The 22,794-nt window shown below is 74.3% G+C and carries 18 protein-coding genes; 4 read left to right on the forward strand and 14 right to left on the reverse strand.

The genetic code is table 11. The features are described 5' to 3' along the window. Nucleotides 1-2: 2 nt before the first annotated feature. On the forward strand, nucleotides 3-2,939 hold the full coding sequence (locus tag ACQ614_RS32065) for an ABC transporter permease (RefSeq protein ID WP_431682484.1): 2,937 nt from the start codon (nucleotides 3-5) through the stop codon (nucleotides 2,937-2,939). A gap of 112 nt (nucleotides 2,940-3,051) precedes the next feature. Beyond that, nucleotides 3,052-3,723: an Rv1733c family protein gene (locus tag ACQ614_RS32070; RefSeq protein WP_431682485.1), complete on the forward strand. Its 672-nt coding sequence runs from the start codon at nucleotides 3,052-3,054 to the stop codon at nucleotides 3,721-3,723. Nucleotides 3,724-3,789: 66 nt separating this feature from the next. Here the strand turns inward: ACQ614_RS32070 and ACQ614_RS32075 are convergent, their stop codons facing one another. Continuing rightward, entirely contained in the window at nucleotides 3,790-6,177 is a 2,388-nt protein-coding gene (locus tag ACQ614_RS32075) for a glycoside hydrolase family 65 protein (RefSeq protein WP_431682486.1), read from the reverse strand. A 104-nt stretch (nucleotides 6,178-6,281) separates the two neighbouring features. Here ACQ614_RS32075 and ACQ614_RS32080 point away from each other — a divergent pair, with 104 nt between their 5' ends. Beyond that, nucleotides 6,282-7,061, forward strand: coding sequence for a helix-turn-helix domain-containing protein (locus ACQ614_RS32080; protein ID WP_431682487.1), 780 nt, complete (start codon nucleotides 6,282-6,284; stop codon nucleotides 7,059-7,061). 169 nt (nucleotides 7,062-7,230) lie between these two features. Here ACQ614_RS32080 and ACQ614_RS32085 read toward each other — a convergent pair whose 3' ends face one another. Beyond that, nucleotides 7,231-8,883, reverse strand: coding sequence for an ADP-ribosyltransferase domain-containing protein (locus ACQ614_RS32085; RefSeq protein WP_431682488.1), 1,653 nt, complete (start codon nucleotides 8,881-8,883; stop codon nucleotides 7,231-7,233). Between the two features lie 185 nt (nucleotides 8,884-9,068). On the opposite strand from ACQ614_RS32085, the gene ACQ614_RS32090 reads away from it, so the two are divergent. Further along, nucleotides 9,069-9,746 carry a macro domain-containing protein gene (locus tag ACQ614_RS32090; protein ID WP_431682490.1) on the forward strand — a complete coding sequence of 226 codons (678 nt, stop codon included), beginning with the start codon at nucleotides 9,069-9,071 and terminating at the stop codon, nucleotides 9,744-9,746. Nucleotides 9,747-9,764: 18 nt separating this feature from the next. On the opposite strand, the gene ACQ614_RS32095 is transcribed toward ACQ614_RS32090, so the two are convergent. The 12 genes from ACQ614_RS32095 to ACQ614_RS32150 all read right to left on the reverse strand — a co-directional run bounded on the left by ACQ614_RS32095 (nucleotide 9,765) and on the right by ACQ614_RS32150 (nucleotide 22,786). Then, nucleotides 9,765-10,478: a thioesterase II family protein gene (locus tag ACQ614_RS32095; protein WP_431682491.1), complete on the reverse strand. Its 714-nt coding sequence runs from the start codon at nucleotides 10,476-10,478 to the stop codon at nucleotides 9,765-9,767. Between the two features lies 1 nt (nucleotide 10,479). Continuing rightward, complete coding sequence (locus tag ACQ614_RS32100; protein WP_431684083.1) at nucleotides 10,480-11,136, reverse strand: response regulator transcription factor; 657 nt, start codon at nucleotides 11,134-11,136, stop codon at nucleotides 10,480-10,482. Nucleotides 11,137-11,374: 238 nt separating this feature from the next. Further along, nucleotides 11,375-11,755, reverse strand: a complete 381-nt coding sequence (locus ACQ614_RS32105) for a nuclear transport factor 2 family protein (protein ID WP_431682493.1) — start codon at nucleotides 11,753-11,755, stop codon at nucleotides 11,375-11,377. A 4-nt stretch (nucleotides 11,756-11,759) separates the two neighbouring features. Then, a complete protein-coding gene (locus tag ACQ614_RS32110) occupies nucleotides 11,760-13,061 on the reverse strand; it encodes an MFS transporter (RefSeq protein ID WP_431682494.1) in 1,302 nt (433 codons plus the stop codon). Further along, nucleotides 13,058-14,818 (reverse strand): amino acid adenylation domain-containing protein, encoded by a 1,761-nt coding sequence (locus tag ACQ614_RS32115; protein WP_431682495.1) that lies wholly within the window; start codon nucleotides 14,816-14,818, stop codon nucleotides 13,058-13,060. The genes ACQ614_RS32110 and ACQ614_RS32115 overlap by 4 nt, the downstream gene beginning before the upstream one ends. A gap of 26 nt (nucleotides 14,819-14,844) precedes the next feature. After that, the gene (locus ACQ614_RS32120; protein WP_431682496.1) at nucleotides 14,845-15,915 is read right to left on the reverse strand and encodes a branched-chain amino acid aminotransferase; all 1,071 of its coding nucleotides are present in this window, start codon (nucleotides 15,913-15,915) and stop codon (nucleotides 14,845-14,847) included. 116 nt (nucleotides 15,916-16,031) lie between these two features. Further along, on the reverse strand, nucleotides 16,032-17,183 hold the full coding sequence (locus ACQ614_RS32125) for an XdhC family protein (RefSeq protein ID WP_431682497.1): 1,152 nt from the start codon (nucleotides 17,181-17,183) through the stop codon (nucleotides 16,032-16,034). Between the two features lie 16 nt (nucleotides 17,184-17,199). Next, a complete protein-coding gene (gene pucD, locus ACQ614_RS32130; protein WP_431682498.1) occupies nucleotides 17,200-19,590 on the reverse strand; it encodes a xanthine dehydrogenase subunit D in 2,391 nt (796 codons plus the stop codon). A 3-nt stretch (nucleotides 19,591-19,593) separates the two neighbouring features. Beyond that, a complete protein-coding gene (locus tag ACQ614_RS32135; protein WP_431684084.1) occupies nucleotides 19,594-20,067 on the reverse strand; it encodes a (2Fe-2S)-binding protein in 474 nt (157 codons plus the stop codon). Further along, nucleotides 20,067-20,948, reverse strand: a complete 882-nt coding sequence (locus tag ACQ614_RS32140) for an FAD binding domain-containing protein (protein ID WP_431682499.1) — start codon at nucleotides 20,946-20,948, stop codon at nucleotides 20,067-20,069. The genes ACQ614_RS32135 and ACQ614_RS32140 overlap by 1 nt, the downstream gene beginning before the upstream one ends. A 78-nt stretch (nucleotides 20,949-21,026) precedes the next feature. After that, nucleotides 21,027-21,614 carry a TIGR00730 family Rossman fold protein gene (locus tag ACQ614_RS32145; RefSeq protein ID WP_431682500.1) on the reverse strand — a complete coding sequence of 196 codons (588 nt, stop codon included), beginning with the start codon at nucleotides 21,612-21,614 and terminating at the stop codon, nucleotides 21,027-21,029. Next, on the reverse strand, nucleotides 21,611-22,786 hold the full coding sequence (locus ACQ614_RS32150; protein WP_431682501.1) for a Zn-dependent hydrolase: 1,176 nt from the start codon (nucleotides 22,784-22,786) through the stop codon (nucleotides 21,611-21,613). The genes ACQ614_RS32145 and ACQ614_RS32150 overlap by 4 nt, the downstream gene beginning before the upstream one ends. Nucleotides 22,787-22,794 lie beyond the last annotated feature (8 nt).

Here is a 22,794-nt window from a genome sequence, read left to right on the forward strand (position 1 = left end):
CCATGTATCCGAACCTCCTCCTCCCGCTGCTCGGCGTCCTCGGCACCGCCCTGCTGGTGCTGCTGCTTGTCGCCGTGCGCAAGCCCGTGGTCCGGCGCCTGGCGCTGCGCCAGGTCGCCCGGCGCCGCACCGAGGCGGCGCTGGTCGTCACCGGCTCGGTCCTCGGCACCGCGATCATCGTCGGTGCGCTGGTGGTCGGGGACACCCTGAACTTCTCGGTCCGCCAGGAGGCGTACCGCACCCTCGGGCCGGTGGACGAACGGATCGTCAGCACCGACCCGGTGGCCGGCCGGGCGATCGCCGACCGGCTGCAACCCCTGGCCGCCGGCCCGGACGTCGACGGCGTGCTGACCGTCCGGGTCGCGCAGGCCGCGGCCGCCAACACCCGGGCCCCCGACCCGCTCGCCGAACCCCGGGTGCTCGCCTGGCAGGTGGACTTCGACGCGGCCGCACGGTTCGGCGCCGACGGCGGGCCCTCCGGACTCACCGGCCCCGCGCCCGCGCCCGGCCAGGTCGTCCTCAACGAACCGCTCGCCCGGTCGCTGAAGGCCGACGTCGGCCGGCCGATCACCCTGTACCTGTACGGGCACCCCGCCGACTGGACGGTGGCGAGGATCGTCCCGCAGGAGGGACTCGCCGGGGCCGGCCTCGGCGGACGGGTCAACCGCAACGTGTTCCTGCCGCCCGGAGCGCTGGACGCCGCGGCCGCCGCCGGGGGCGGACAGGCCCGCACGGTGACCCTGGTGTCCAACCGCGGCGGCGTGGAGACGGGCGAGAAGCTCACCGACCCCGTCACCGCCCGGATCCGCACTGCGCTCGGCCCCGACGCCGGCCGCGCCGCCGTCGACACCCCGAAGCACACCGTCCTCGCCCAGGCCGAGGCGACCGGGGCCGCCCTCGGTGCGCTCTTCCTGATGATCGGCAGCTTCAGCATCATCGCCGGCGCACTGCTGCTGGTGAACATCTTCGTGATGCTCGCCGAGGAACGGAAGGCACAGCTCGGCATGCTCCGCGCGGTCGGGCTCAAACGCTCCCACCTGGTCGGCTCGTTCAGCATCGAGGGCGCCCTCTACGCGCTGGCCGCCACCCTGCCGGGCGTGGCCGTCGGCGTCGGTGTCGGCCTGGGCGTCGCGCTGGCCGCCGCACAGATCTTCCGCAGCTGGTCGGTGGACGGCAGCGGCCTCGACATCGCGTTCGCCGTCACCCCGACCAGCCTGGTCAACGGCGCAGCGCTCGGACTGGTGATCGCGCTGGCCGCGATCGCCGCCACCAGCGCCCGGATCAGCCGCTTCAACGTCATCGCCGCCGTCCGCGACCTCCCGGTCGAAGCGGGCCGCCGTCCGCGCCGCAGGCTGGTGGCCGTCTCCACCGCCCTCGCCGTGGTCTGTGCCCTGGCCGCCGTCCCGGCGCTCGCCCGCAGCCAGGCCGAGCAGACCTACCTGTTGCCCGCCCTGGCCGTCGCCCTCGCGGTGCCGGCCGCGTCCAGGGTGATGCCGCGCCGGGCCGCCACCAGCATCGCGGCCGGACTGATCCTGCTCTGGACCCTGGCCGCGAGCGTCGTCCGGCCCCGCGTGTTCGACACCCCGTCCATGGCGGTCTACGTCATCCTCGGCACCCTCGCCGCGTTCTCCGCCGTGGTGCTGGTCAGCGAGAACCAGCAGGCCGTGCTGCGGCCGCTGCGGCGCCTGATGGACCGCCCCTCGCAGCAGGGGCTGGCCGTCCGGCTCGCCGCCGCGTACCCGCTGGCCAAGCGGTTCCGCACCGGTTCGACCATGGTGATGTACACCCTGATCGTCCTCGTCCTGGTGCTGCTCACCCAGATCAGCGGCATCATGAACGCCAGCATCGACCGGGCCGCCGCCGACGCCACCGCGGGCTACACCCTCCGGGTGGACTTCAACCCGCAGACCGCGGGCGCCGACCCCGCCGCAGCGCTGCGCGCCGGCCCGCTCGCGGGGCAGATCGACGCCGTCGCCCCGCTGCTCGGCGCCCGCGGACAGGCCACCGACCCGGGCCACCGCACCGCGCAGCCGCTGGAGACCGCCGTCGTCGGCGTCCCCGACGGTGCGGCGAGCGGCATCGCCTTCCGCGACCGCCTGCCCGGCCTGCCGGACGACCGGGCGGTCTGGGCCGCCCTCGCCACCCGACCCGACTACGTCGTCCTCGACAACTTCTTCGGCCACACCGGCGGCCCGAGCGGCCGGTTCTACGCCCCCGGCGACACCCTCACCCTGACCGACCCGGTCACCGGCCGCTCCGAGCCGAAGACCATCGCCGGCGTGCTGACCAGCGGCCTCGCCTTCTACCCCGGTACGGGGAGCAGCGCCACCGTGTACCCGCTGGTCATGGGCGAGCAGGCCGTCCGCGGGCAGTTCGGCGCGCAGGCGCAGACCTCCGCCGCACTGGTCCGCACCGGCCCGGGCGCCCCGCCCGAGGAGGTGGCCGCCCGGCTGCAGGGCAGCCACCTCTCCGCGAGCCTGGTCGCCACGCCGATCGCCGCCGACGTGCACCGGCTGTTCGCCGCCAACACCGCCTTCTTCCGGCTGATGCAGGGCTTCCTGGCCCTCGGCCTGCTGATCGGCATCACCGGCCTCGGCGTGGTGATGGTGCGCGCCGTCCGCGAACGCCGCCGCACCATCGGCGTCCTGCGCGCCCTGGGCTGCCAGGCCCGTACGGTCGAGCGGTCGTTCCTGTGGGAGAGCGGGCTCGTCGCACTGGAGGGCACCCTGCTCGGCGCCGCGCTCGGCGTGCTCACCACCTGGCTGATGTACCAGAAGAGCTCCGCCTTCACCGGGCTCGAGGGCGGCTTCCCCGTCGAGTGGGCCCAGATTGCGGTGCTCGCCGCCCTCACCCTCGCCGCGTCGCTGCTGGCCGCCGCAGGACCGGCCCGGCGCGCCGCACGCATCAGGCCCGCCCTCGCCGTCCGCCTCCACGACTGACCACCGGCGGGAGGTACGGCAGGGCCCGTTCGGCCCACGGGCCGGGACCCGCGGCCCTGTCCCGGCTGCCGTGCCGGGCCGATGCTGGAGGTGCAGCCGGTACCGGACGCCTGTGGCAGCCGCCGCACGAGCAGAGGAGGCGCGCCATGCCCGCCGCACCCGCCTCGCCCCGGCCACCCGCGGCCGGCCGTTCCGGCGCCATCTGTGCCGGGCCGCCGGCCTGGAGCACAACCCGCTCTGCCGGCCGACCGACCGCTCCCGCAGCCGCCTGTTCCTCGCCGCGCTGCTGCTGGCCGTGCTCTCGGTCGCCTCCGCCGTGGCGGTCTCCCAGCTCCTGCTGAACGGCATGCGGGCAGACGCCCACCGGACGGCCGAGCACCGCCACCGGGTGACCGCCACGACGGTCGCCGCGGCCGTCCGGGAGCCCGGTCAGCAGGCCGGATCGGCCCGGGCCGAGGCCGAATGGACCCTCCCCGGCACCGGGGGCCGGGTGGGCACCGTCGATGCACCGCTCGGCGCGCCCACGGGGACGAAGGTCCCGCTGTGGGTCGACGACGACGGGGCCCCCGCGGCGCCGCCGCGCTCGGACGGCGAACTGGTCGCCTCGGCCGCGAGCTACGGCCTCGTGGTGCTGTCCGGGGCGGCGGCCGTGTCCGCCGCTGCCTGCACCGCCCGTCGCCGCGCCCTGGACCGCAGGGCCGACGGTGCGTGGGAGGCGGACTGGGCGCTCGTCGAACCGCGCTGGTCCGGCCGCAGCGACCGGCCGGGCACCGGCGGGCGCTGACACCGGCCGCAGCACGGGCGCGGTGGCAGCGGGCCGGGTCGCAGCGGGTCAGAGCGAGAAAGCGGGTCAGAGCGAGAAGGTGTGCCGCTCGCCCGGGCGGACGGTGGTGGACGACCCGCGGAAGCGGACCTCGATCGGCTGCTGGCGGCTCTCCGGCAGGCCGACCTCGACGGTGTGCCGGTCGACCGCGACGGTCACCCCCCAGTGGCCGCGGTAGCGGAGGTCCAGTTCGAGGCGGCCGAGGGCGGAGGGCAGCCGGGGGTCGAGCCACAGGGCGTCCTCGCGGATCTCCAGGCCGGTGTAGCAGCGCTGCAGCAGGTCGACGGTGCCCGCCATCGCGCCGAGGTGGATGCCCTCGGCCGTGGTGCCGCCCTGGCGGTCGTGGCGGTCGGCGGCGAGGGCGTCACGGAAGAACCGCCAGGAGGCTTGGCGGTTCGAACGCGTCAGCACCCACGCGTGCACCACCGCGCTCAGCGTGGAGCCGTGCACGGTGCGCGGCAGGTAGTAGCGGACGGTCCGGCGCAGCAGCTCCTCCCCGGCCCGGTAGCCGAGGCGGCGCAGCAGGTCGCGCACCTCGTGGGCGGAGAAGAGGTAGAAGAGCATCAGGGCGTCGGCCTGCTTGGAGGCCTTGTAGCGGTTGACGCTGTCGCCCTCCGCCTCCAGGATGCGGTCGAGCCGCCGCAGGTCGGGGTAGTGGCGGCGGTAGCGGTCCCAGTCCAGTTCGGCGAGGTGCTGGTAGCCCTCGAACTGGCTGAGCACGCCGTCGTGGAACGGCACGTGCAGGCGCCGGCCGACCTCCTGCCAGCGGTCGAGTTCGGCGCGGTCGAGGGCGAGGCACTCCAGCAGCTCCTCGCGCCGGTACTCGGGCAGCGCGTCGACGGTGTCCAGGCCGCGGGCCAGCACCCAGGAGGCGAGCACATTGGTGTATGCGTTGTCGTCCAGGCCCGGCCGGTCGGCTCCCGGGTAGCCGTCGTGGTACTCGTCGGGGCCGACCACGCCGCGGATCGAGTACCGGCCGCGCCGCGGGTCGTGCTCGGCCGCCGAGGACCAGAACCTGGCGATCTCCAGCAGCACCTCGGCGCCGGTGGTGGCGAGGAAGTCCACGTCCCCGGTGGCCTGGTAGTACTGCCAGACGTTGTACGCGACGGCCGAGCCGACGTGCCGCTGGAGGTGGCTGTGGTCGGGCAGCCAGCGGCCGGAGAGCGGGTTGAGGTGCAGCTGCTGGGACTCCTCGCGGCCGTCGCCCGCGCTCTGCCACGGGTACATCGCGCCGTGCAGGCCCGCGGTGCGGGCGGCGCGGCGGGCCGCGTCCAGGCGGCGGGCGCGGTAGCGCAGCACGGACCGGGCGAGCTCCGGGAAGCGGAGGTTGAGCAGCTGCAGGACGAAGAGCTCGTCCCAGAACACGTGGCCGCGGTACGCCTCGCCGTGCAGCCCGCGCGCGGGGATGCCGACGTCCAGGTCGACGGAGTGCTCGGAGTAGGTCTGCAGCAGGTGGAACAGGTGCAGGCGCAGCGTGCCGAGGCCGTCGAAGTCCGCGTCGATCCGGCACCGCCGCCACAGCTCCGCCCAGCGCAGCGCATGCTCCTGGACCAGCTGATCGAAGCCGGCCGCGGACGAGACGAGCGCCGCCGCGGTGCCCAGGGGCGCTCCGACGGCCGGGTCGCGGTCGGTGTACACGGCCACGGTCTTCTCCACCGTGAGCGGCACGCCCTCCGCCGCCGTCACGGTGAGGAGCTGCGCCGCCCGGCCCGGGCCGGTCCGGACGTCCGTGGCGGTGGGGACGGGGGAGCCCGCGCGGTGCACCCGGGTGCGGGCGGCGAGGGCGACCAGCCGCCGGGAGTTCACGGTCTCGACCCGGAGCAGCAGCAGCCCGTCCTCGTCCGCACCCTGGTCGACCGGCCGCAGGTGCTGCACGGTCAGGCCGCGGTAGCGGGCGACGCCGCTGGTGGTGACGGTGCCGTCCAGCTCCGAGCGGACCTCCAGGGGGCCCGACCAGTTCTCCGGCAGGAGCTCGGTCTCCAGGGCGGCCAGGTGCGGCTGGGCCTGGCTGGCGATCCGGCGCTGCAGCAGCCTCGTCCGGCGGCCCTGCCCGTCCACCACCAGGGCGTGCCGGGTGAGGACGCCCCGGCGCAGGTCGAGCTCCAGCCGCTGCTCGGCCGGGGGACCGGCGAACCACTCGCCGTCGGCCGGCCGGAAGGTCAGCGGCAGCCAGTTGGGGCAGTTGACCAGGTCCTCGTTCTCGACCGTGCCGCCGCCGATCGCGGAGGCCGCGCGGTCGTAGCAGCCGGCCAGGTAGGTGCCCGGGTAGTGGACGCCGTCGGCGCGGGACTCGGGAGCGGCACCGCGGGTGACCAGGTAGCCGTTCCCCACCGCGCAGAGCACCTCGCGCACCCCCTCCGCACGCGGGTCGAAGCCCTCGAAGGTGAGCTGCCAGTCCTCCGCGGGACGGCGCATCGCTCCACCTCGCCCTCACCCAGACACTCCCGGGCAGCCACGCTATGCCGCACCCCGGGGCCCCGCATCCGGGTGACGGCACCCGGGCGGTCTCCCCTTCCGGGATGTCCAATGGCCTTGTCGACACGTTCCGCGCCCCGGAGGTCCAGGACATGGACGAGAACAGCACGCCACCCGCCGCATCGTTCCCGGACACCTCCGCCGCCCCGGAGGGCATCACCCGGCGGGTCGTCGCACGGTGCCGGCAGCTCGGGCTCACCCAGGAGGACGCGGCCGCCCGGGCCGGGATGTCGCCGCGCTACCTCGGGTACCTGCTGGACTTCGGGCAGGAGTTCGACCCGGACGCGCTGTTCCGCCTGGCCCGCGTCCTGGGAATGACCTACGCCGACCTCGTCGAGGGCCGCGCGGACGCACCTCCCGGCCGTTCCCCGGCAGCGCCGTACCCGCGCCTGGTCAGGCTCACCGAGCAGGAGTGCTGGGACCGGCTCGGCACCCACGGAGTCGGCCGGATCGCCCTCCAGGGGGAGCCGTACCCGATGGTGCTCCCGGTCAACTACACCGTCGACGGCCGCATGCTCGCCTACCGCACCTCGGACTTCGGGGCCGCGGCCTCCGCGGCCGGCACCGCCGTCGCCTTCGAGGTCGACCATGTGGACGACCGCCGCAGCACCGGGTGGAGCGTCCTGGTCGGTGGCAGGGCGGAGCGCGTGGACGACCCCGGCGCCGAGCAGCAGCTGGCGGCGCTCGCCGCCACCGAGCCCTGGGCGGGCGGCCACCGGAACCTGTGGATCCGCATCGTTCCGGCCACCGTGACCGGCCGCGAAGTCCTGGCCGGGCCGGACCCCGCGGACCCTACTCGCCCGCTCGCCTCCGGGCCCTCTTGACCCGGCGCCGACGGTCTCCCCCAGCCTGACGGCCGGGAGGTGCCCCCATGCTCCGTCGCTGCGCTCCCTCGCTTCTCCCTTTCGGCACCGGCGGGCCCTTCGGCTCGGGGCGGGTCGCCCGCTCGCCTCTTGCTTCCGGCGCCGACGGGGCGCCGGCATCCGGCCGGGCTCAGGACACCACGGTCTGTTCCGCGACCTCCGTCAGCCGCACCGTGCACAGGCCGCCGCGCTCGGTCTTCACGTCCGTCACCTCGAGCTGCGTGCCCGGCAGCAGGATGAACTCCTCCTCGCCGGTGAACGCGGAGAAGTCGCGGATGCCCACGGCCCGGCTGGGGACGACCTCGAACAGCGTCCGCCTGCCGCGGCTGCCGAGGAAGTTCCGTGCCACGCCCAGCTCGGACGTGCAGGAGGACACGCCCCACCAGGTGACCGTCTTTCCGAGCGGGTACTGCTTCCGCAGGTCCAGCGACACGCCGCGCCACAGCGGCTCGGTGCGCGCCGGGAGCCCCGACACCGCCGAGAACAGCAGCCGCAGGTACGGGAGGTAGGGGACGAGCCGGCTGCGGTCCGGGGAACGCAGCACCGCGTTGATCTCCCGGTAGAACGCGGACTCGCAGGTGTAGAGGTAGAGGGCGGCGATCGCATCGGCGGACAGCCCGCCGGCCGATTCGTCCGCCCGCCGCTTGCCGAACTCGTAACTGCGGTCGATGTGCCGGCCGAGCCCGGACAGCACCTCGGCGACCGGGGCGGCGGCGTCCCGGAAGTCCATCAGCGGGGTGTCGAACACGCCGGTGATCGCCGGGAGTTCGAGACCCTCGTCCTTGACGCTGGAGAGCCGGTCCAGGTACAGCTGGTGCAGTTCCATGGTGGACGCGATGAACGCGCCCATCCGGTCGGCGACGGCGCCGTCCGCCCCGCCGGCGTCCGCCGCGAGCGTGTTCCAGCCCTTGCTCGGCAGCCAGTCGACCACGTCGGCGCCCAGCGAGGCGAGCGCCGCGTTCACCATGGCGAAGTGGTCGCCGTCGCAGAAGATGTCGCCCTGCGCCGCCGGGTTGGCGTGGTCGATGTGCCGGACGTCCACCCCCGGGTACTTCTTCTGGAGCTCCAGGACGACCTTCTTCAGGCTGCGCGCGTGCGCCCCCCACCACGCGAAGACCACACCGCGGTCCTCCTCGTCGGCGTCCTGCTTGGCCCGGAGGATCTCCTCGACGATCCGCTCGGCGACCGGCCGCCAGAACGTGGTGTGCCGGTCCGTGCCGCTCGCCCCGTCGCTGTCCGCGGTGAGCGCCGCGTTCAGCAGCAGCACGCCCTGGGTGAGCATGGCCTGGAACCACTCCGGCGGCTGCACGGTGTCCTGCTTCTTCAGCAGCGCCCGCACGTCGGCGATCGGCGTCTTCTTGACGATGCCGTACTTCCACATCGCCGCCGCCTTGATGATGCAGCGGATGCTGACCACCCTGCCGAACTGGCTGTCCTGCCAGTTGTGGAAGGTGTTGTCGAACATCGCGATGCCGGTGGCGCTCTCCGGCCGCGGGTACGGGTTCTGGCCGAAGACGACGACCTTCCACTTGTGCGGCGCGTGCGGCTTGAGCGCCTGGAAGGTCAGTTCGCGGACGGGGACGACCTCCGGGGCACGGCCCGGACCGATGAACGCGGCCGCGCCCGGCTGCGCCTCGATGAGCGGCTTCAGCAGCGGGAGCCAGGGCTCGCCGCCGCCCTGGAACAGCTCCGCGAGGGCCAGCGGGTCGTTCGGGTCGGGCGTGGCGGGCACGGCAGGGGTGGCCGGCGTGACAGGGCTGTCCGGGGTGATGTCGTCGCTCATGGACACATTTCCTATCGGCCGGGTGTGACAGCCGGGTGCGACAGCCGGGACGCGCCGGCCGGCCGTCGGGGCCGGGCGGACGGAGCGGCAACCCGGAGCGGCAACCCGAGCGGCAACCCGGTTGTCAGCGGGGCACGTTAGCGTCCTGATCAGTAGCGGAACCCCTTTCCCGATCGGAGTGGACCATGACCGTCGACCGTGTGCAGCAGCCGCTGAGGGTGGTACTGACCGACACCAACGCGACGGTGGTGGAGGCGTGGCGGGCGGCCTTCGCCGACACCCCCGGGATCGAGATCCGGCGGGGCTCGATCCTCGACGAGAAGGTCGACGCCTGGGTCAGCCCCACCAACTCCCGCGGGAAGATGGACGGCGGCGTCGACGCGGTGATCAAGCGTCACCTCGGGGCCGGCATCCAGCTGCGGGTGCAGCGGGCGATCCGCAGCCGGTTCGCCGGGAGGCTCCCGGTGGGGAGCGCGGTGTGCGTGCCGTCCGGTGCGGTCGAGCCGAAGTTCCTGATCTCGGCGCCGACGATGGAGCAGTCCTCGCAGAACGTGAGCGCCACCCTGAACGTGGCACTGGCCTGCGCGGCCGCGTTCCAGGCGATCCACCGGCAGAACCGGGAGACGCCGGGCAGCATCGGTTCGGTGGCCCTGGTCGGTATGGGCGCACAGACGGGCCGGGTGCCGGCGCGGGTCTGCGCCAACCTGATGTGGACGGGCTACACCCTGTTCAACGACCACTCCTTCGAGGACTACGACGACCTGCGCAGCACGATCGTCGCGCAGCTCGACGACATCGAGAACGCGCCCGAGACGACGCGGGTCCGTATCGCACCGCCGGCCCGCCGCACCACCCGCCGCTGACCGGCGCCCGCCCGCCGCTCAGCGGAACGAGAGGGTCTTCAGCAGCAGGGGCGGCGCCGACAGGAACTCGAAGTGTCCGCCGGGGAGGGCGGTGTACTCCACCGTCTCCGAGTAGTGCCGCCATCCCGCCATCTGCTCGAGGCTGATCTCGGTGTCGTCGGTCCACTCCAGCACCGTGACGGGGCCCGGCAGGCGCACCGGCGCCGGGCGCCGGTAGACCCGGTTGACGTCCAGGTCCTCGTGCAGCACCTCGAGGGCGAGGTCGATCAGGACGGGATGGGGGGTGCCGCCGCGCAGGGTCACCAGGTTGCACATCTCGGCCCTGAGTTCCTCCTCGTCCAGGTCGAGGTAGCGGTCGTGCGGGCAGTCGTGCGGCGCCACCTGGGCCGAGATGTAGAGCTGCGAGGGCGCGGGGAGCCCGGTCTCGGCGAGGCGGCAGGCGGTCTCGAACGCCGGCAGGGCGCCGGCGCAGTGGCCGAAGAACGCGAAGGGCCGGTCCAGGTACGGCCGGAGGTACTCCACCAGGTCGGCGGCGAACCGCTCGTAGCTGCCGTAGTGGGGCTCCCGGGAGCGGTTCTCCCGGCCGGGCGGCTGGACGGGGCACACCTCGATGCCGTCGATCTCCTCGGGCCACCGGCTGAACATCGATGCGCCCACCCCGGAGTAGGGGAAGCAGAAGAGGCGGCCGACCGGGTCCGTCCGCGGTCGGCGCAGCAGCCAGTTGCCGGCCATGTCAGGCTCCCATTCTCCGGGCCGCGACCGGTGCCGCGGCCCGGGACTCGTACGCGTAGATGACGGCCTGCACCCGGTTGCGCAGGCCCAACTTGCCGAAGATCTCCTGGACGTGGGACTTCACCGTGGAGCCGGCGACGCCCAGCGCGGCGGCGATCTCGGCGTTCGACATCCCCCTGGCGAGCAGGTGGAGCACCTCCTGCTCGCGTTCGGTGAGGGTCGGCACCGCGCCGAGCCTCGGTGCGGTGTGCGCGAGCTGCTGCACCAGCGTCTGCTCGACCGGCAGGTAGCCGGACGCCAGCAGGCGCACCGCCGGGGCGAGTTCGCCGGCGGCGACCTGCCGCCGGATGATCGCGCAGCCGCCCAGCCGGAGCACGTCCAGGTCCATCTGCCGGAGGTCGGAGCCGAGGACGAGCACCGAGGCCGAGCCGCCGTGCCCCGACGCGGCCAGCCGCCGGACCTGCCCCAGGAGGGTGTCCCTGTCCTTGACCGCCGGCATGTCGACGACGAACAGCGCCGGTTCGAGCTGGGTGCCGAGCCGGCAGGCCTGGCCGACGTTCGCCGCTTCCCCGGCGATCCTGACCGATGGTTCGTTGCCGAGGATCGATCTGATGCCGTTGCGGACGAAGGCGTCCTCCGCAACGAGCACGACGCTCATCCTGGTCACGTCAGTCTCCCCCTGATCTGCGCAAACGGCGGTCTTCACTGCTCGGAACGAAAGGCCGGAGAGGCCGGTGGGTCGCCTTCGAACCCAGGCTGTGGGCCACCCGGGGGCGCGGGGAACTGCGCGAGGCGGAGGTGCGGCACCCTCACTCCCGATTCGCGCAGTTCCCCGCGCCCCTCGGGAGGTGCCCCCAGCACTTCTCAGGGGTACCCGAGTGCCCTTGACGACCGCCCTAGATGGCGGGGCGGTAGAAGTAGGTGCGGCGGGTCATGATCTTCTGGCCGTCGAGGAGGTAGAGGTCGGAGAATCTCTCGTCGAGCTGCCGGCCGTCCTTGCCGACGCCGCGGAAGCGGCCCCAGCAGGCGACCGAGGAGTCCGATCCGGCCACGTGCTCGATCTCGTGCCGGCCCTCGCTGATGATCCGCTCCTCGCGGTAGAACCGCAGGACGGCGTCGAGGCCGCTGATCGCGTCGTATCCGGGGCGGTGGTAGGTGCAGTCCTCGGCGAAGAGGGTGGGCAGTTCGTCCCAGTGACGGCCGTCGATCACCTCGAAGAGTCTGGTGACGAAGTCCGTCCCGGACACGGCGAGCTGCTCGGGGTAGGTGCTGCTCATGGGATCACGCTCCTGACTCGGTCTGCTGCGGTTCGCGCGGTGCGGGCTGCACCGCGTCGGGCGGGCGGTTCCTGCGTTCCATCTCGCTCCACTGGGGGAGCAGCCCGGGGACGACGACCGCGACCAGGTAGACGGCCCCGGCGGTGACCAGTACCGGCGCCAGTCCGGCGGCGGCGATCGCCGAGCCGGCGAGGATGCCGCCGAGCGGCATGCCGGCCCAGGCGGCGGCCTCCGCCAGGGAGCTGACCCGGCCCAGCAGGTCGCGCGGGATGCGTTCGACGAAGACGGCGCTGAGGATCGGGTTGATGAACCCGGAGCCGAAGCCGCCGACCAGCGCGACGCCGATCACGCACCACATCGGTGCTCCCAGCGCCATCGCCGCGAAGCGCGGCACCCCGCCGAGGAAGAAGCCCACCAGGAAGGCCGTCCTGCGCGGCACGCGCTCGCCGTACGCGGCGGCCAGCAGCGCGGCCGCGGCGGCCGTCACCGAGAACGCCGAGCCGATCAGGCCGAGTTCGAGCGCTCCGTAACCGTGGTCGTGGATCCAGACGGGCAGCAGCACGGCGCTGTACGCGGCGTCGACCAGGTTGGTCACGCTGACCATGGCGACCAGGGACCGCACCATCCGGTCGGAGGCGATGAACGCCCAGCCGCCGCGGAGCTGGCCGAGGTACGACTCCTCGGCCGCAGGCTCCCCGGTGGCCTCCACGGCCGGACGGCGGCGCCGCGGGGCCCAGAGGGCCACGGCGATCGCGCAGACCGCGAAGGACGCGGCGTCCAGCAGCAGTGCGTCGGCCGGCCCGGCCGCCCCGATGACGGCGCCCGCCAGGGCCGGGGCGATGATCATGGCGGTCCGCTCGGTGGCGCCGACCAGCCCGGTGACCCGCTCCAGCGGCAGCCCGGCGGCGTCCGCGATGTCCGGGGCCAGGGTGAACTTCGAGGTGTCGGCCGGCCCGCGGGCCGCCCCGGCGACGGCGACGAGCACCAGCAGCACCGGGAAGGTCAGCAGGCCGGCCAGGTGGAGCAGCGGGACGAGGGCCACGGTGGCCGCGCTGAGGAGGTCCGCGCAGACACTGACGCGGCGGGGGCCGAGCCGGTCGATGACGGGGCCGCAGAGCGCCTTCGAGACGACCAGCGGGGTGAGTTCGCACGCGGCCACGATGCCGGTGCGGGTGGCGGAGCCGGTGGTGGTGAGCACGAGCCAGGGGACGGCGATGGCGGTGAGCCGGGTGCCCGCCACCGATATCGCGTTCGCGGCGAGGACGGGGAGCAGCAGCGAAGTGCTGCTCCTCGTGCCCGCGCTCACTTCGCCGCCCGCGAGGCGACCAGCCGGGCCATGCCCGCCGGCGTCGGGTCGAAGTAGAAGTCCCGGGGGGAGACGTCGACGCCGAACGCCTGGTGGAGCTCGGCGATGATCTTCACACCGAGCAGGGAGTGCCCGCCCAGTTCGAAGAAGTCGTCGTCCGCGCCGATGCCCTCCATCCCGAAGTGGTCCGACCACAGGCTCACCACGGCGTGTTCGGCCGGGGAGCCGGGCTCGCGGTACTCGGTCATCAGCTGCGGGCTGCGGCTGCGGGTCCGGGCCGCGAGGGCGGCCGCGTCCACCTTGCCGTTGGCGGTCAGCGGGAACTCGTCGACCACCGTGATCAGGGAGGGCACCGCGTAGGCGGGCAGGACGTCGGCGAGGGCGCGGCGCAGTTCCAGCAGGGAGGTCCGCCGGTGGTCCTTGCGGAGCACGAGGGCGGCGTGCAGTGCGTGGCCGCCGGTCGGGGACTCGGTCCTGCCCACGTGGTACTGGGCGACGGCCGGCAGCCCGGCGAACGCGGCCTCGACCTCGCCGAGTTCGATCCGGAAGCCGCGGATCTTCACCTGCCGGTCGGCCCGGCCGAGGAACTCGATGGCCGGCTCGGTGCTGCGCACCAGGTCGCCGGTGCGGTACATCCGCTCGCCGTCGCCGTCCGGGTCGGGCAGGAACCGCTCGGCGGTGAGCGCCGGACGGCCGAGGTAGCCGTGGGACAGGCCGGTGCCGCCGGTGTACAGCTCGCCCGTCCCGCCCGGTGCCACCGGCCGCAGGTCCGCGTCGAGCACCCGGGCCCAGGTGCCGTTGATCGCCCGGCCGATGGGCACCGCGGAGGTGCGCAACGGGCTGTCGAACGCGTGGCAGCAGGTGTAGGTGGTGTTCTCGGTGGGGCCGTACCCGTTGACCAGCGTGGTGCCGGGGAGGGCCGCGACCGCCCGGTCGGCGTGGTCGGCGGACAGCACGTCGCCACCGGTCAGCAGGTACCGCACCTGCTTGAGGTCGTCGAGGCCGTGGTCCACCACCTGGTGCAGCAGACCGGTCGTCAGCAGCAGCACGGTGACGCCCGATGCCCGGACGAACCCGGTGATCTCGGCGAGCGAGAGGTCGCCGGCCGGGGCGACCACCAGGTGCGCCCCGTTGAGCAGCGCCCCCCAGATCTCGAACGTCGAGGCGTCGAAGGCCACCGGGGCTATCTGGAGGAAGACGTCCTCCGGGGTGATCGTGACGTAGTCCGGGTCGACCACGAGCCGCACCACACCGCGGTGCGGCACCATCACCCCCTTCGGGGTGCCGGTCGACCCCGAGGTGTAGGCCACGTAGGCCAGGTCCTCGCCGGACGGGTCCGCCGCGGCCCGGCCGGCCGCGCCCGCGCCGGACGGCGCCCGGTCGTCGGCGAACACGGTGGCGACACCCGCCGGGAGGCCGTCGGCCAGGTCGCGCTGGGTGATCACCAGGCGGGCCTTCGAGTCGCGCAGCATGAACTCGGTGCGGGCGGCGGGATAGCGGGTGTCCAGCGCCAGGTACGCGGCCCCCGCCGAGACGACCGCGAGCAGGGCGACGATGCCGTCGACCGACCGCCGGGTGAGGACGGCGACCACGTCGCCCGCCCGCACGCCCTGCTCGACCAGCCGTGCGGCGAGGCGGTCGGCCTCGGCCCCGAGCTCCGCGTACGTCAGGGAGGTGTGCTCGTCGCTCAGGGCCACCCGGTCGCCGAACCGCTCGCAGCACCGGCGGAACCGGGCCAGGATGCTCAAGTCACTCATTGTCTCGCTCCGTGGGTGAGGGTGGGTCAGCGGGCCGACGGGTGGAACCAGCCGTCCTCGTCCGGGACGAGGCCGTGGTGCAGGCCGGTCAGGAGCCTGTGCAGCGCGGTCGTCACCGGCCCCGGCCGGCCGTCCCCGACCGTCCAGCCGCCGTCCCCGTCCCGCACCCGGCCGACGGGTGTGACGACGGCCCAGGTGCCGCAGGCGAACGCCTCGGTGACCGTTCCGGCCTCGCACTCCTCGCGCCACCGGTCCAGCGGGATCCGCTCCTCCACGACCCGGTGGCCGAGGCGCCCGGCCAGGGTCAGCAGGGTGCTGCGGGTGACGCCGGGCAGGAGCGTCTGCGTCAGCTCCGGTGTCACCACCTCGGCCCCCTCGCCCCGCCCGCGGACGAGGAAGAGGTTCATCCCGCCCAACTCCTCGACCCAGCGCCGCTCGACGGCGTCGAGCCAGACGACCTGCCGGCAGCCGGCGGCCTCCGCCGCACGCTGCGCCAGGAAGGTCGGGGCGTAGTTGCCGGCCACCTTGACCGCGCCGGTGCCGCCGGGCACCGCCCGGACGTGGTCGCGGCTGACGTGGACGGCGACCGGCTCGGCCCGGTCGCCGAAGAAGCCGCCGGTCACGAAGGCCATCATCAGGAACCGGTAGGAGCGCGAGGGGCGCAGCATCAGCGAGGCGTCGGAGCCGAACATCAGCGGCCGCAGGTAGAGGCTGCGCGAGCCGTCCGCCGGCAGGAAGCCCTCGTCCGCGCGCACCAGTTGATGGGCGGCGGCGGTGAAGGCGTCCTCCGGGAGCTCCGGCATGGCCATCCGGCGGCAGGAACTGCGGAAGCGCAGTGCGTGGTCGTGGGGGCGCCAGACGCCCACGGTGCCGTCGGCGCGCCGGTGCGCCTTGAGCCCCTCGAAGACGACCTGTCCGTAGTGCAGGCCGAGCGTTCCGGGGTGGAGGGAGAGGTTCGCGAGTCTGCTCAGCCGGGGCGCGGACCAGCCGTCCGCCTCCGTCCAGTCCATGACGACCATGTGGTCGGTGAACGCCTCGCCGGGGCCGGGTCCGTCCGCGGCCGGGTGCGGCGGCGCGAGTTCGAGGTCGGTGGTCATCCGCAACTCCTTGGGTGAGGGGGTCTGCCGGGCGATCAGGACGCAGGCACTCGGGCCGCGCGGAGGGGTTCGCCCACCGCTCGGCCACCCAGTGTCCGGACGCCGCTATCGGTGGCCTATCGCGCCGCGATCATCCGGCCGGTGCGGGCCTGCGGGCGGTGGACCGGCGTGTCGACGCCGCTCAGCGGCAGGCCGGAGCCGCCGCCCCGGCAGGCGACGAGCTCGGCCGCGATCGACACCGCGACCTCCTCGGGCGTCCGGGCGCCCAGGTCGAGGCCGATCGGGGAGCGCAGCCGGGCCAGTTCGGGCTCGGTGAGGCCGGCCGCGCGCAGCCGCTCCAGCCGGTCCTCGTGGGTGCGCCGGGACCCCATGGCGCCGACGTACGCCACCGGCAGCCGCAGGGCGCGCTCCAGCAGCGGGACGTCGAACCTGGCCTCGTGGGTGAGGGCGCACAGGACCGTCCGGCCGTCGATCAGGTCGAGCTGGGAGTCGAGGTAGCGGTGCGGCCGGTCGACCACGATCTCGTCCGCCTCCGGGAAGCGGTCGCGGGTGGCGAAGACGGGACGGGCGTCGCAGACGGTGACGTGGTGGCCGAGGAACTTGCCGATGCGCACCAGGGCCGAGGCGAAGTCGATCGCCCCGAAGACGATCATGCGCGGCGGCGGCACGCTGGACTCGACGAACAGCACGGCCGGCCGGCTCCGGCCGCTGCAGTCGGCCGCGACCTCCACGGCCCGGGTGCGGCCCGCCGCCAGCAGCGCCGCGGCCTCCACGGCGGCGGCAGCGTCGAGTGCGGTGCCCCCGCCGAGGGTGCCCTCGTACGCGCCGCCGGGCCGCACCAGCAGCGTCCCGCCGGGCAGGCCGTCCGGGCCCTCGGCGACGCGGGCGACCGCCACGGCCCCGCCCTCGGCCGCGGCGGCCAGGGCGGCGGCGAGCAGCGGCCTGACGGCGTCCCGGCGGCGCACCGGCGTCACCAGGACGTCGATGGTGCCGCCGCAGGTCAGCCCGACGGCGAAGGCGTCCTCGTCGGCGTACCCGAAGTGCTGCAGCACCGGCTCGCCGGCCTCCAGCGCCTCCTGGCACAGCAGGTGGACGGCGGCCTCCACGCAGCCGCCCGAGACGCTGCCGACGGCCGTGCCGCCGCTGTCGACCGCGAGGGCCGCCCCGGGCGGGCGCGGGGCGGAGCCGCTGACGCGGACGACCGTCGCCACGGCGAAGTCGCGTCCTTCAGTGCACCACCGGTGCAGGTCGGCGGCGATGTCCAGCATGCCGGGTCAACTCCTCTCAGCCGACGATGTGTTCGGGGCGGACGGGGACCCGGGTGAGGGCCTTCCCGGTGGCCTGCCGGACGGCGGCCACCACCGCCGGGGTGGAGGACAGCGTCGGTGCCTCGCCGGCGCCGCGCAGGCCGTACGGTGCATGGGGGTCGGCGAGTTCCAGCACGTCGACCGGGACGGCGGGGGCGTCGAGGATCGTCGGCACCAGGTAGTCGGTGAAGGAGGGGTTGAGCACCTTCGCCGTCACCGGATCGACCCGGATCTCCTCCATCAGCGCGATGCCCAGGCCCTGGACGGTGCCGCCCTGGATCTGGCCGACCACCGAGAGCGGGTTGATCGCCCTGCCCACGTCCTGGGCGCAGGCCAGTTCGACCACCTTGACCAGGCCCAGCTCCACGTCCACGTCGACCACCGCGCGGTGCGCCGCGAAGGAGTACTGGACGTGGCCGAAGCCCTGGCCGGTGACCGGGTCGAAGGGCTCGGTGGGCCGGTGGCGGAACTCGAGTTCGAGGTCGATCGGCTCCTCGCCCTCCAGCACCTCCGCCAGCGTGGCGAGGACCTCGCCGCCGGCGGTGACGACCTTGCCGCCGTCCAGCCGCAGCCCGGCGCCGTCCCAGGCCGGGCGGCCTTGGCCGAACCTGCGCCGGCCCGCCGCGAAGACCCGCTCCCTGACAGCCCCGCAGGTGTTCTTCACCGCGCCGCCGGTCATGTACGTCTGGCGGGAGGCGGAGGTGGAGCCGGCCGAGCCGACGGCGGTGTCCGCTGGGTGGACGGTGACCTGCTCGACGCCGAGTTCGGTGCGCGCGATCTGGGCGTGCACGGTGGTGCCGCCCTGGCCGACCTCCGCCATCGCGGTGTGCACGGTGGCGACCGGCTCGCCGCCGACAACCTCCAGGCGCACCCGGGCGGTGGAGTAGTCGTCGAAGCCCTCGGAGAAGCCGACGTTCTTGATGCCGACGGCGTAGCCGATGCCGCGGACGATGCCCTCGCCGTGGCTGGTGTTGGAGAGCCCGCCCGGCAGGGTGCGGATGTCCGGATCCTCCGGGTCGAGCGGCGGCGGCAGCGGCATGTCCCTGACCCGCTGCAGCAGCTCGGCGACCGGCGCGGGGGAGTCGACCCGCTGGCCGGTCGGCATCGGGTCGCCCTGGCGCATCGCGTTGATCCGGCGGAACTCCACCGGGTCCATGCCGAGTTCGGCGGCCAGCCTGTCCATCTGCGCCTCGTACGCGAAGCAGGCCTGGACGGCGCCGAAGCCGCGCATGGCGCCGCAGGGCGGGTTGTTGGTGTAGAGGCCGACCGCCTCGACCTCCACGTCGTCGACCCGGTACGGCCCGATGCCGAGCGAGGCGGCGTTGCCGACGACGGCGGCGGTGGACGAGGCGTAGGCGCCGCCGTCCAGCACGATCCGGCACCGGACGTGGGTCAACCTCCCGTCGCGGGTGGCGCCGTGCTCGTAGTGGAGTTTCGCCGGGTGGCGGTGGGCGTGGCCGAGGAAGGACTCCTCGCGGGAGTACACGATCTTGACGGGCCGGCCGGTGCGCAGCGCCAGCAGGCAGGCGTGGATCTGCATCGACAGGTCCTCGCGGCCGCCGAAGGCCCCGCCGACCCCCGCGAGGGTCATGCGGACCTTCTCCTCGGGCAGGCCGAGGACGGGGGCGATCTGCCGCCGGTCCGAGTGCAGCCACTGGGTGGCCACGTACAGGTCGACGCCGCCGTCCTCGGCGGGCACCGCGAGGCCCGACTCCGGGCCCAGGAAGGCCTGGTCCTGCATGCCGAACTCGTAGTCGCCGGTCACCACGACGTCGGCCCGCCGGGCCGCCGCCGCGACGTCGCCGCGGACGATCGGCTGCCGGTGCAGGACGTTCGGGTGCGGGGCCCGGTGCGCATGGCGGTCGTCCCGGTCCGGGTGGAGGACGACCGCGCCCGGTGCGACCGCTGACGCCTCGTCCGTGACGACCGGGAGTGCCTTGTAGTCGACCCTGATCAGGGCGGCCGCGCGCCGGGCGGTCTCGGGGTGGTCGGCGGCCACCAGGGCGACCGGCTCGCCGTGGTGGCGGACCACGCCGTCGGCGAGCACCGGCGTGTCGGCGTGCTCCAGGCCGTACTTCTTCTGCGCGGCCGGCAGGTCGTCATGGGTGAGGACGGCGTGCACGCCGGGCAGGGCGAGCGCCGCGGAGACGTCGACGGCGAGGATCTGCGCGTGCGCGTGCGGACTGCGCAGGATCCGGCCCCAGAGCATGTCCTGGTGCCACAGGTCGGAGGAGTACGCGAACGCGCCGGTGACCTTCAGGGTGCCGTCGGGGCGCCGGACGGACTCGCCGACGCCGCCCCCGGCGGCGGACTGGGTGAGGCCGGCCGGGGCGAGGCCCGCGGTGGCGGTCGGTGTTCCGGTGTCCATGGCTCAGACCGCCTCCCGGCGCCGGGCGGCCGCCAGGCGGACCGCGTCCATGATCTTCTCGTAGCCGGTGCAGCGGCACAGGTTGCCCGACAGCGCCTCGCGGATGTCGGCGTCGCTCGGCGCCGCGTCGCGCTCCAGCAGTTCGTCGGCGGCCACCAGCAGGCCCGGTGTGCAGAAGCCGCACTGGACGGCCCCCGCGTCGAGGAAGGCCCGCTGCACGGGGGCCGGTTCGCCGCCCTCGGCCAGGCCCTCGACGGTGCGGACCTCGCGGTCCTGCGCCTGGCCGGCCGCGACCAGGCAGGCGCACACCGGAACGCCGTCGAGGCGCACCGTGCAGGAGCCGCACTCGCCCTGCTCGCAGGCGTTCTTGGCGCCGGGCAGGCCCATCCGCTCGCGCAGCACGTACAGCAGGCTCTCGCCCTCCCACACGCCGTCGGCCGTTCGCCGGACGCCGTTGACGGTGAATCCCACGCGCATCATGCGGCTCCTTCCGTGCCGGTGCGGTACGCCTCCCAGGCCCACAGGAGCGTCCGGCGGGCCATCACGCCGACCGCGTGCCGGCGGTGGCCGGCGGTGCCGCGGACGTCGTCGATCGGGCTGCAGGCGCCGGAGGCCAGCGCCGCGAACTGCTTCGCCACCGAGGGCGGGACGGCCCTGCGGCTCTCCCAGAGACCGCCCTCGGCCAGGGCGTCCGCCAGGAACGCCTCCGCCTCCGCGGCCCGGCGCGGCGTCGGGGCGGCCGAGCCGATGCCGGTGCGCACGGTGCGGGTGTCGGGGTGCAGCGCGAGCCCGAAGGAGCACACCGCGATGACCATCGCATTGCGGGTGCCGACCTTGGAGAACTGCTGCGGGCCGGCCGCCCTTCTGATGTGCACGCGCTTGATGAGCTCGTCCGGCCGGAGCGCATTGCGCTTGACGCCCGTGTAGAACTCGTCGATCGGGATGCGGCGGGCGCCGCGCACCGACTCCACCTCGACCTCCGCGCCGGCGGACAGCAGCGCCGGATGGGCGTCGCCGGCCGGCGAGGCGGTGCCGAGGTTGCCGCCGACCCCGCCGCGGTTGCGGATCTGCGGCGAGGCGACCGTCCGGGCGGCCAGCGCCAGACCGGGCAGCTCCCGGCGCAGGTCGTCGGCGATCCGGGCGTACGGCACGCAGGCGCCGAGCCCCACCTCCCGCTCGCCGACCTCCCACTCGGCCAGCTCGCCGATCCGGCCGAGGTCGAGCAGGTGCCCGGGCCGGCGGTGGCCGAGGTTGATCTCCACCATCACATCGGTGCCGCCCGCGAGCGGCACGGCCGCGGGGTGCTCGGCCTTGGCGGCGAGCGCCTCCTCCCAGCAGCCGGGGCGCAGGAATTCCATGGGATTCTCATCTCGGATCGTTCCCGGCCCGGACGGACGGACCGCCCGGGCCGGGCCGGTGGGACTGCCCCGGCGGGGTCAGCCGGGCACGCCGGGAACCACCCCGGCGGCGGGGACGGGCAGGTGGCGGGAGAAACAGCCGTCCAGGGCGTCCAGCGAGGGCACGTCCCTGATCAGCGACCTGTCCCCGGCGGTCATCATCCGCTCGCACACCGCCACGTCGAGCCAGGCCAGCAGGCCGTCGAAGAACCCGCCGTGGTTGACGACGAACACCGGCTTGCTGTGCAGGCCGAGCTTCGCCCAGGTGGCGATCTCCATCAGCTCGTCGGCCGTGCCCAGCCCGCCCGGAAGGACGATGAAGGCGTCCGACAGCTGGTACATCAGGGCCTTCCGCTCGTGCATGGTGGCGACCACCATCAGCTCCACGCCCGGCGGCTGACGGCCCTCCAGGCTCAGCAGGTGGTGCGGCACCACACCGGTGACGTACGAGCCGGAGACCAGCGCCCCCTCGGCCACCGCACCCATGAGGCCCGTCCCGCCGCCCCCGTACACCAGGCCGACCCGGCGGCGGCCCAGCCAGTGGCCGGTCTCCCGGGCCAGGTCGAGGTACTCCTCCTTGGCCGGCCGCGCGCCGCAGAACACGCCCACTCTCCGGAAGCCGGTCATCGTGCCTCCGAGTGCACCGGGACGGGACGGGAACGCGAGGACTCCAGCTCCACCAGCAGGTCGAGCAGCACCTGGGCACCCAGGATCAGGTCCTCCTTCGGGGTCTGCTCCACCGGCGAGTGGCTGATGCCGGCGGTGCTGGGGACGAAGATCATGCCGGTGGGCACCCGGGCGCTCAGCGCGGAGGCGTCGTGCCCGGCGTAGCTCATCAGGCGGGCCGCCGTCGGGTCGTGCCGCACGCACACCTCGTGGATGCGGTCGACGTAGCCGTCCTCGAACCGCACCACGGGCTTGTGCGACAGCTGGGACACCTCCACCGAGCAGCCCTGCTCCGCACCGATCCGCCGGACCAGCGCACGGGTCCGCTCGACCGCGCGCAGCAGCGACAGCTCAGACTCGGCACGGAACTCCACCGTCAGATGCGCCTCCCCGGGCACCACGTTCGGCGCCCCCGGGTACAGCTGCATCGCGCCGACGTTGACCACCATCGACTCGTCCACCTCGTTCGCGGTCTCCCACAGGTGCGCCGCGATCTTCGCCACGGCCCGACCCGCGTCGGCCCGGACGTTCATCGGGGTCGTCCCGGCGTGGTTGGCCTGCCCCCGGACGACCACCAGGTACCGGTCGATCCCGACGATGCCCTCCACCGCCGCCAGCGTGCTGCGCCGGCTCTCCAGGCGGGGGCCCTGTTCGACGTGCAGTTCGATGAACCCGCTGATCTCGTCGATGTGCCCGGACTCCACCAGGGTGCCGGAGCCGACCAGCCCGCCGTTCGACGTCGGCAGGACGCCCTCCTCGTCCCAGAAGCCGACCGTCTCGACCGCCGCGGCCGCCGGATGGCCCGCCTCGTGCAGGGTCCTGAGCACCTCGACGGCCGCGATGGCGCCGTACGCGCCGTCCAGCCGGCCGCCGACCGGCACGGTGTCCGTGTGGGAGCCGGTCAGCAGCCACGGGCCGCGCGATCCGGGCTGCCGCCCGAACACGTTGCCGACCTCGTCCGTCCAGGCGTGCAGCCCGGCGGCGGTGATCCGGTCCGCCAGCCAGACCCGGGAGGCCAGGTCGGCGGGCGACCCCGCGACCCGGTCCACCCCGCCGTCCTCCCGCCCCCCGAACGTGGCCAGCATGTCCAGGTCGTCCAGGAGCCTGCGCCCGGAGATTTTCGGTGAGTTCACAACACTGG

Source organism: Kitasatospora dryopteridis (assembly GCF_050749075.1).
Taxonomy (GTDB): Bacteria; Actinomycetota; Actinomycetes; order Streptomycetales; family Streptomycetaceae; genus Kitasatospora.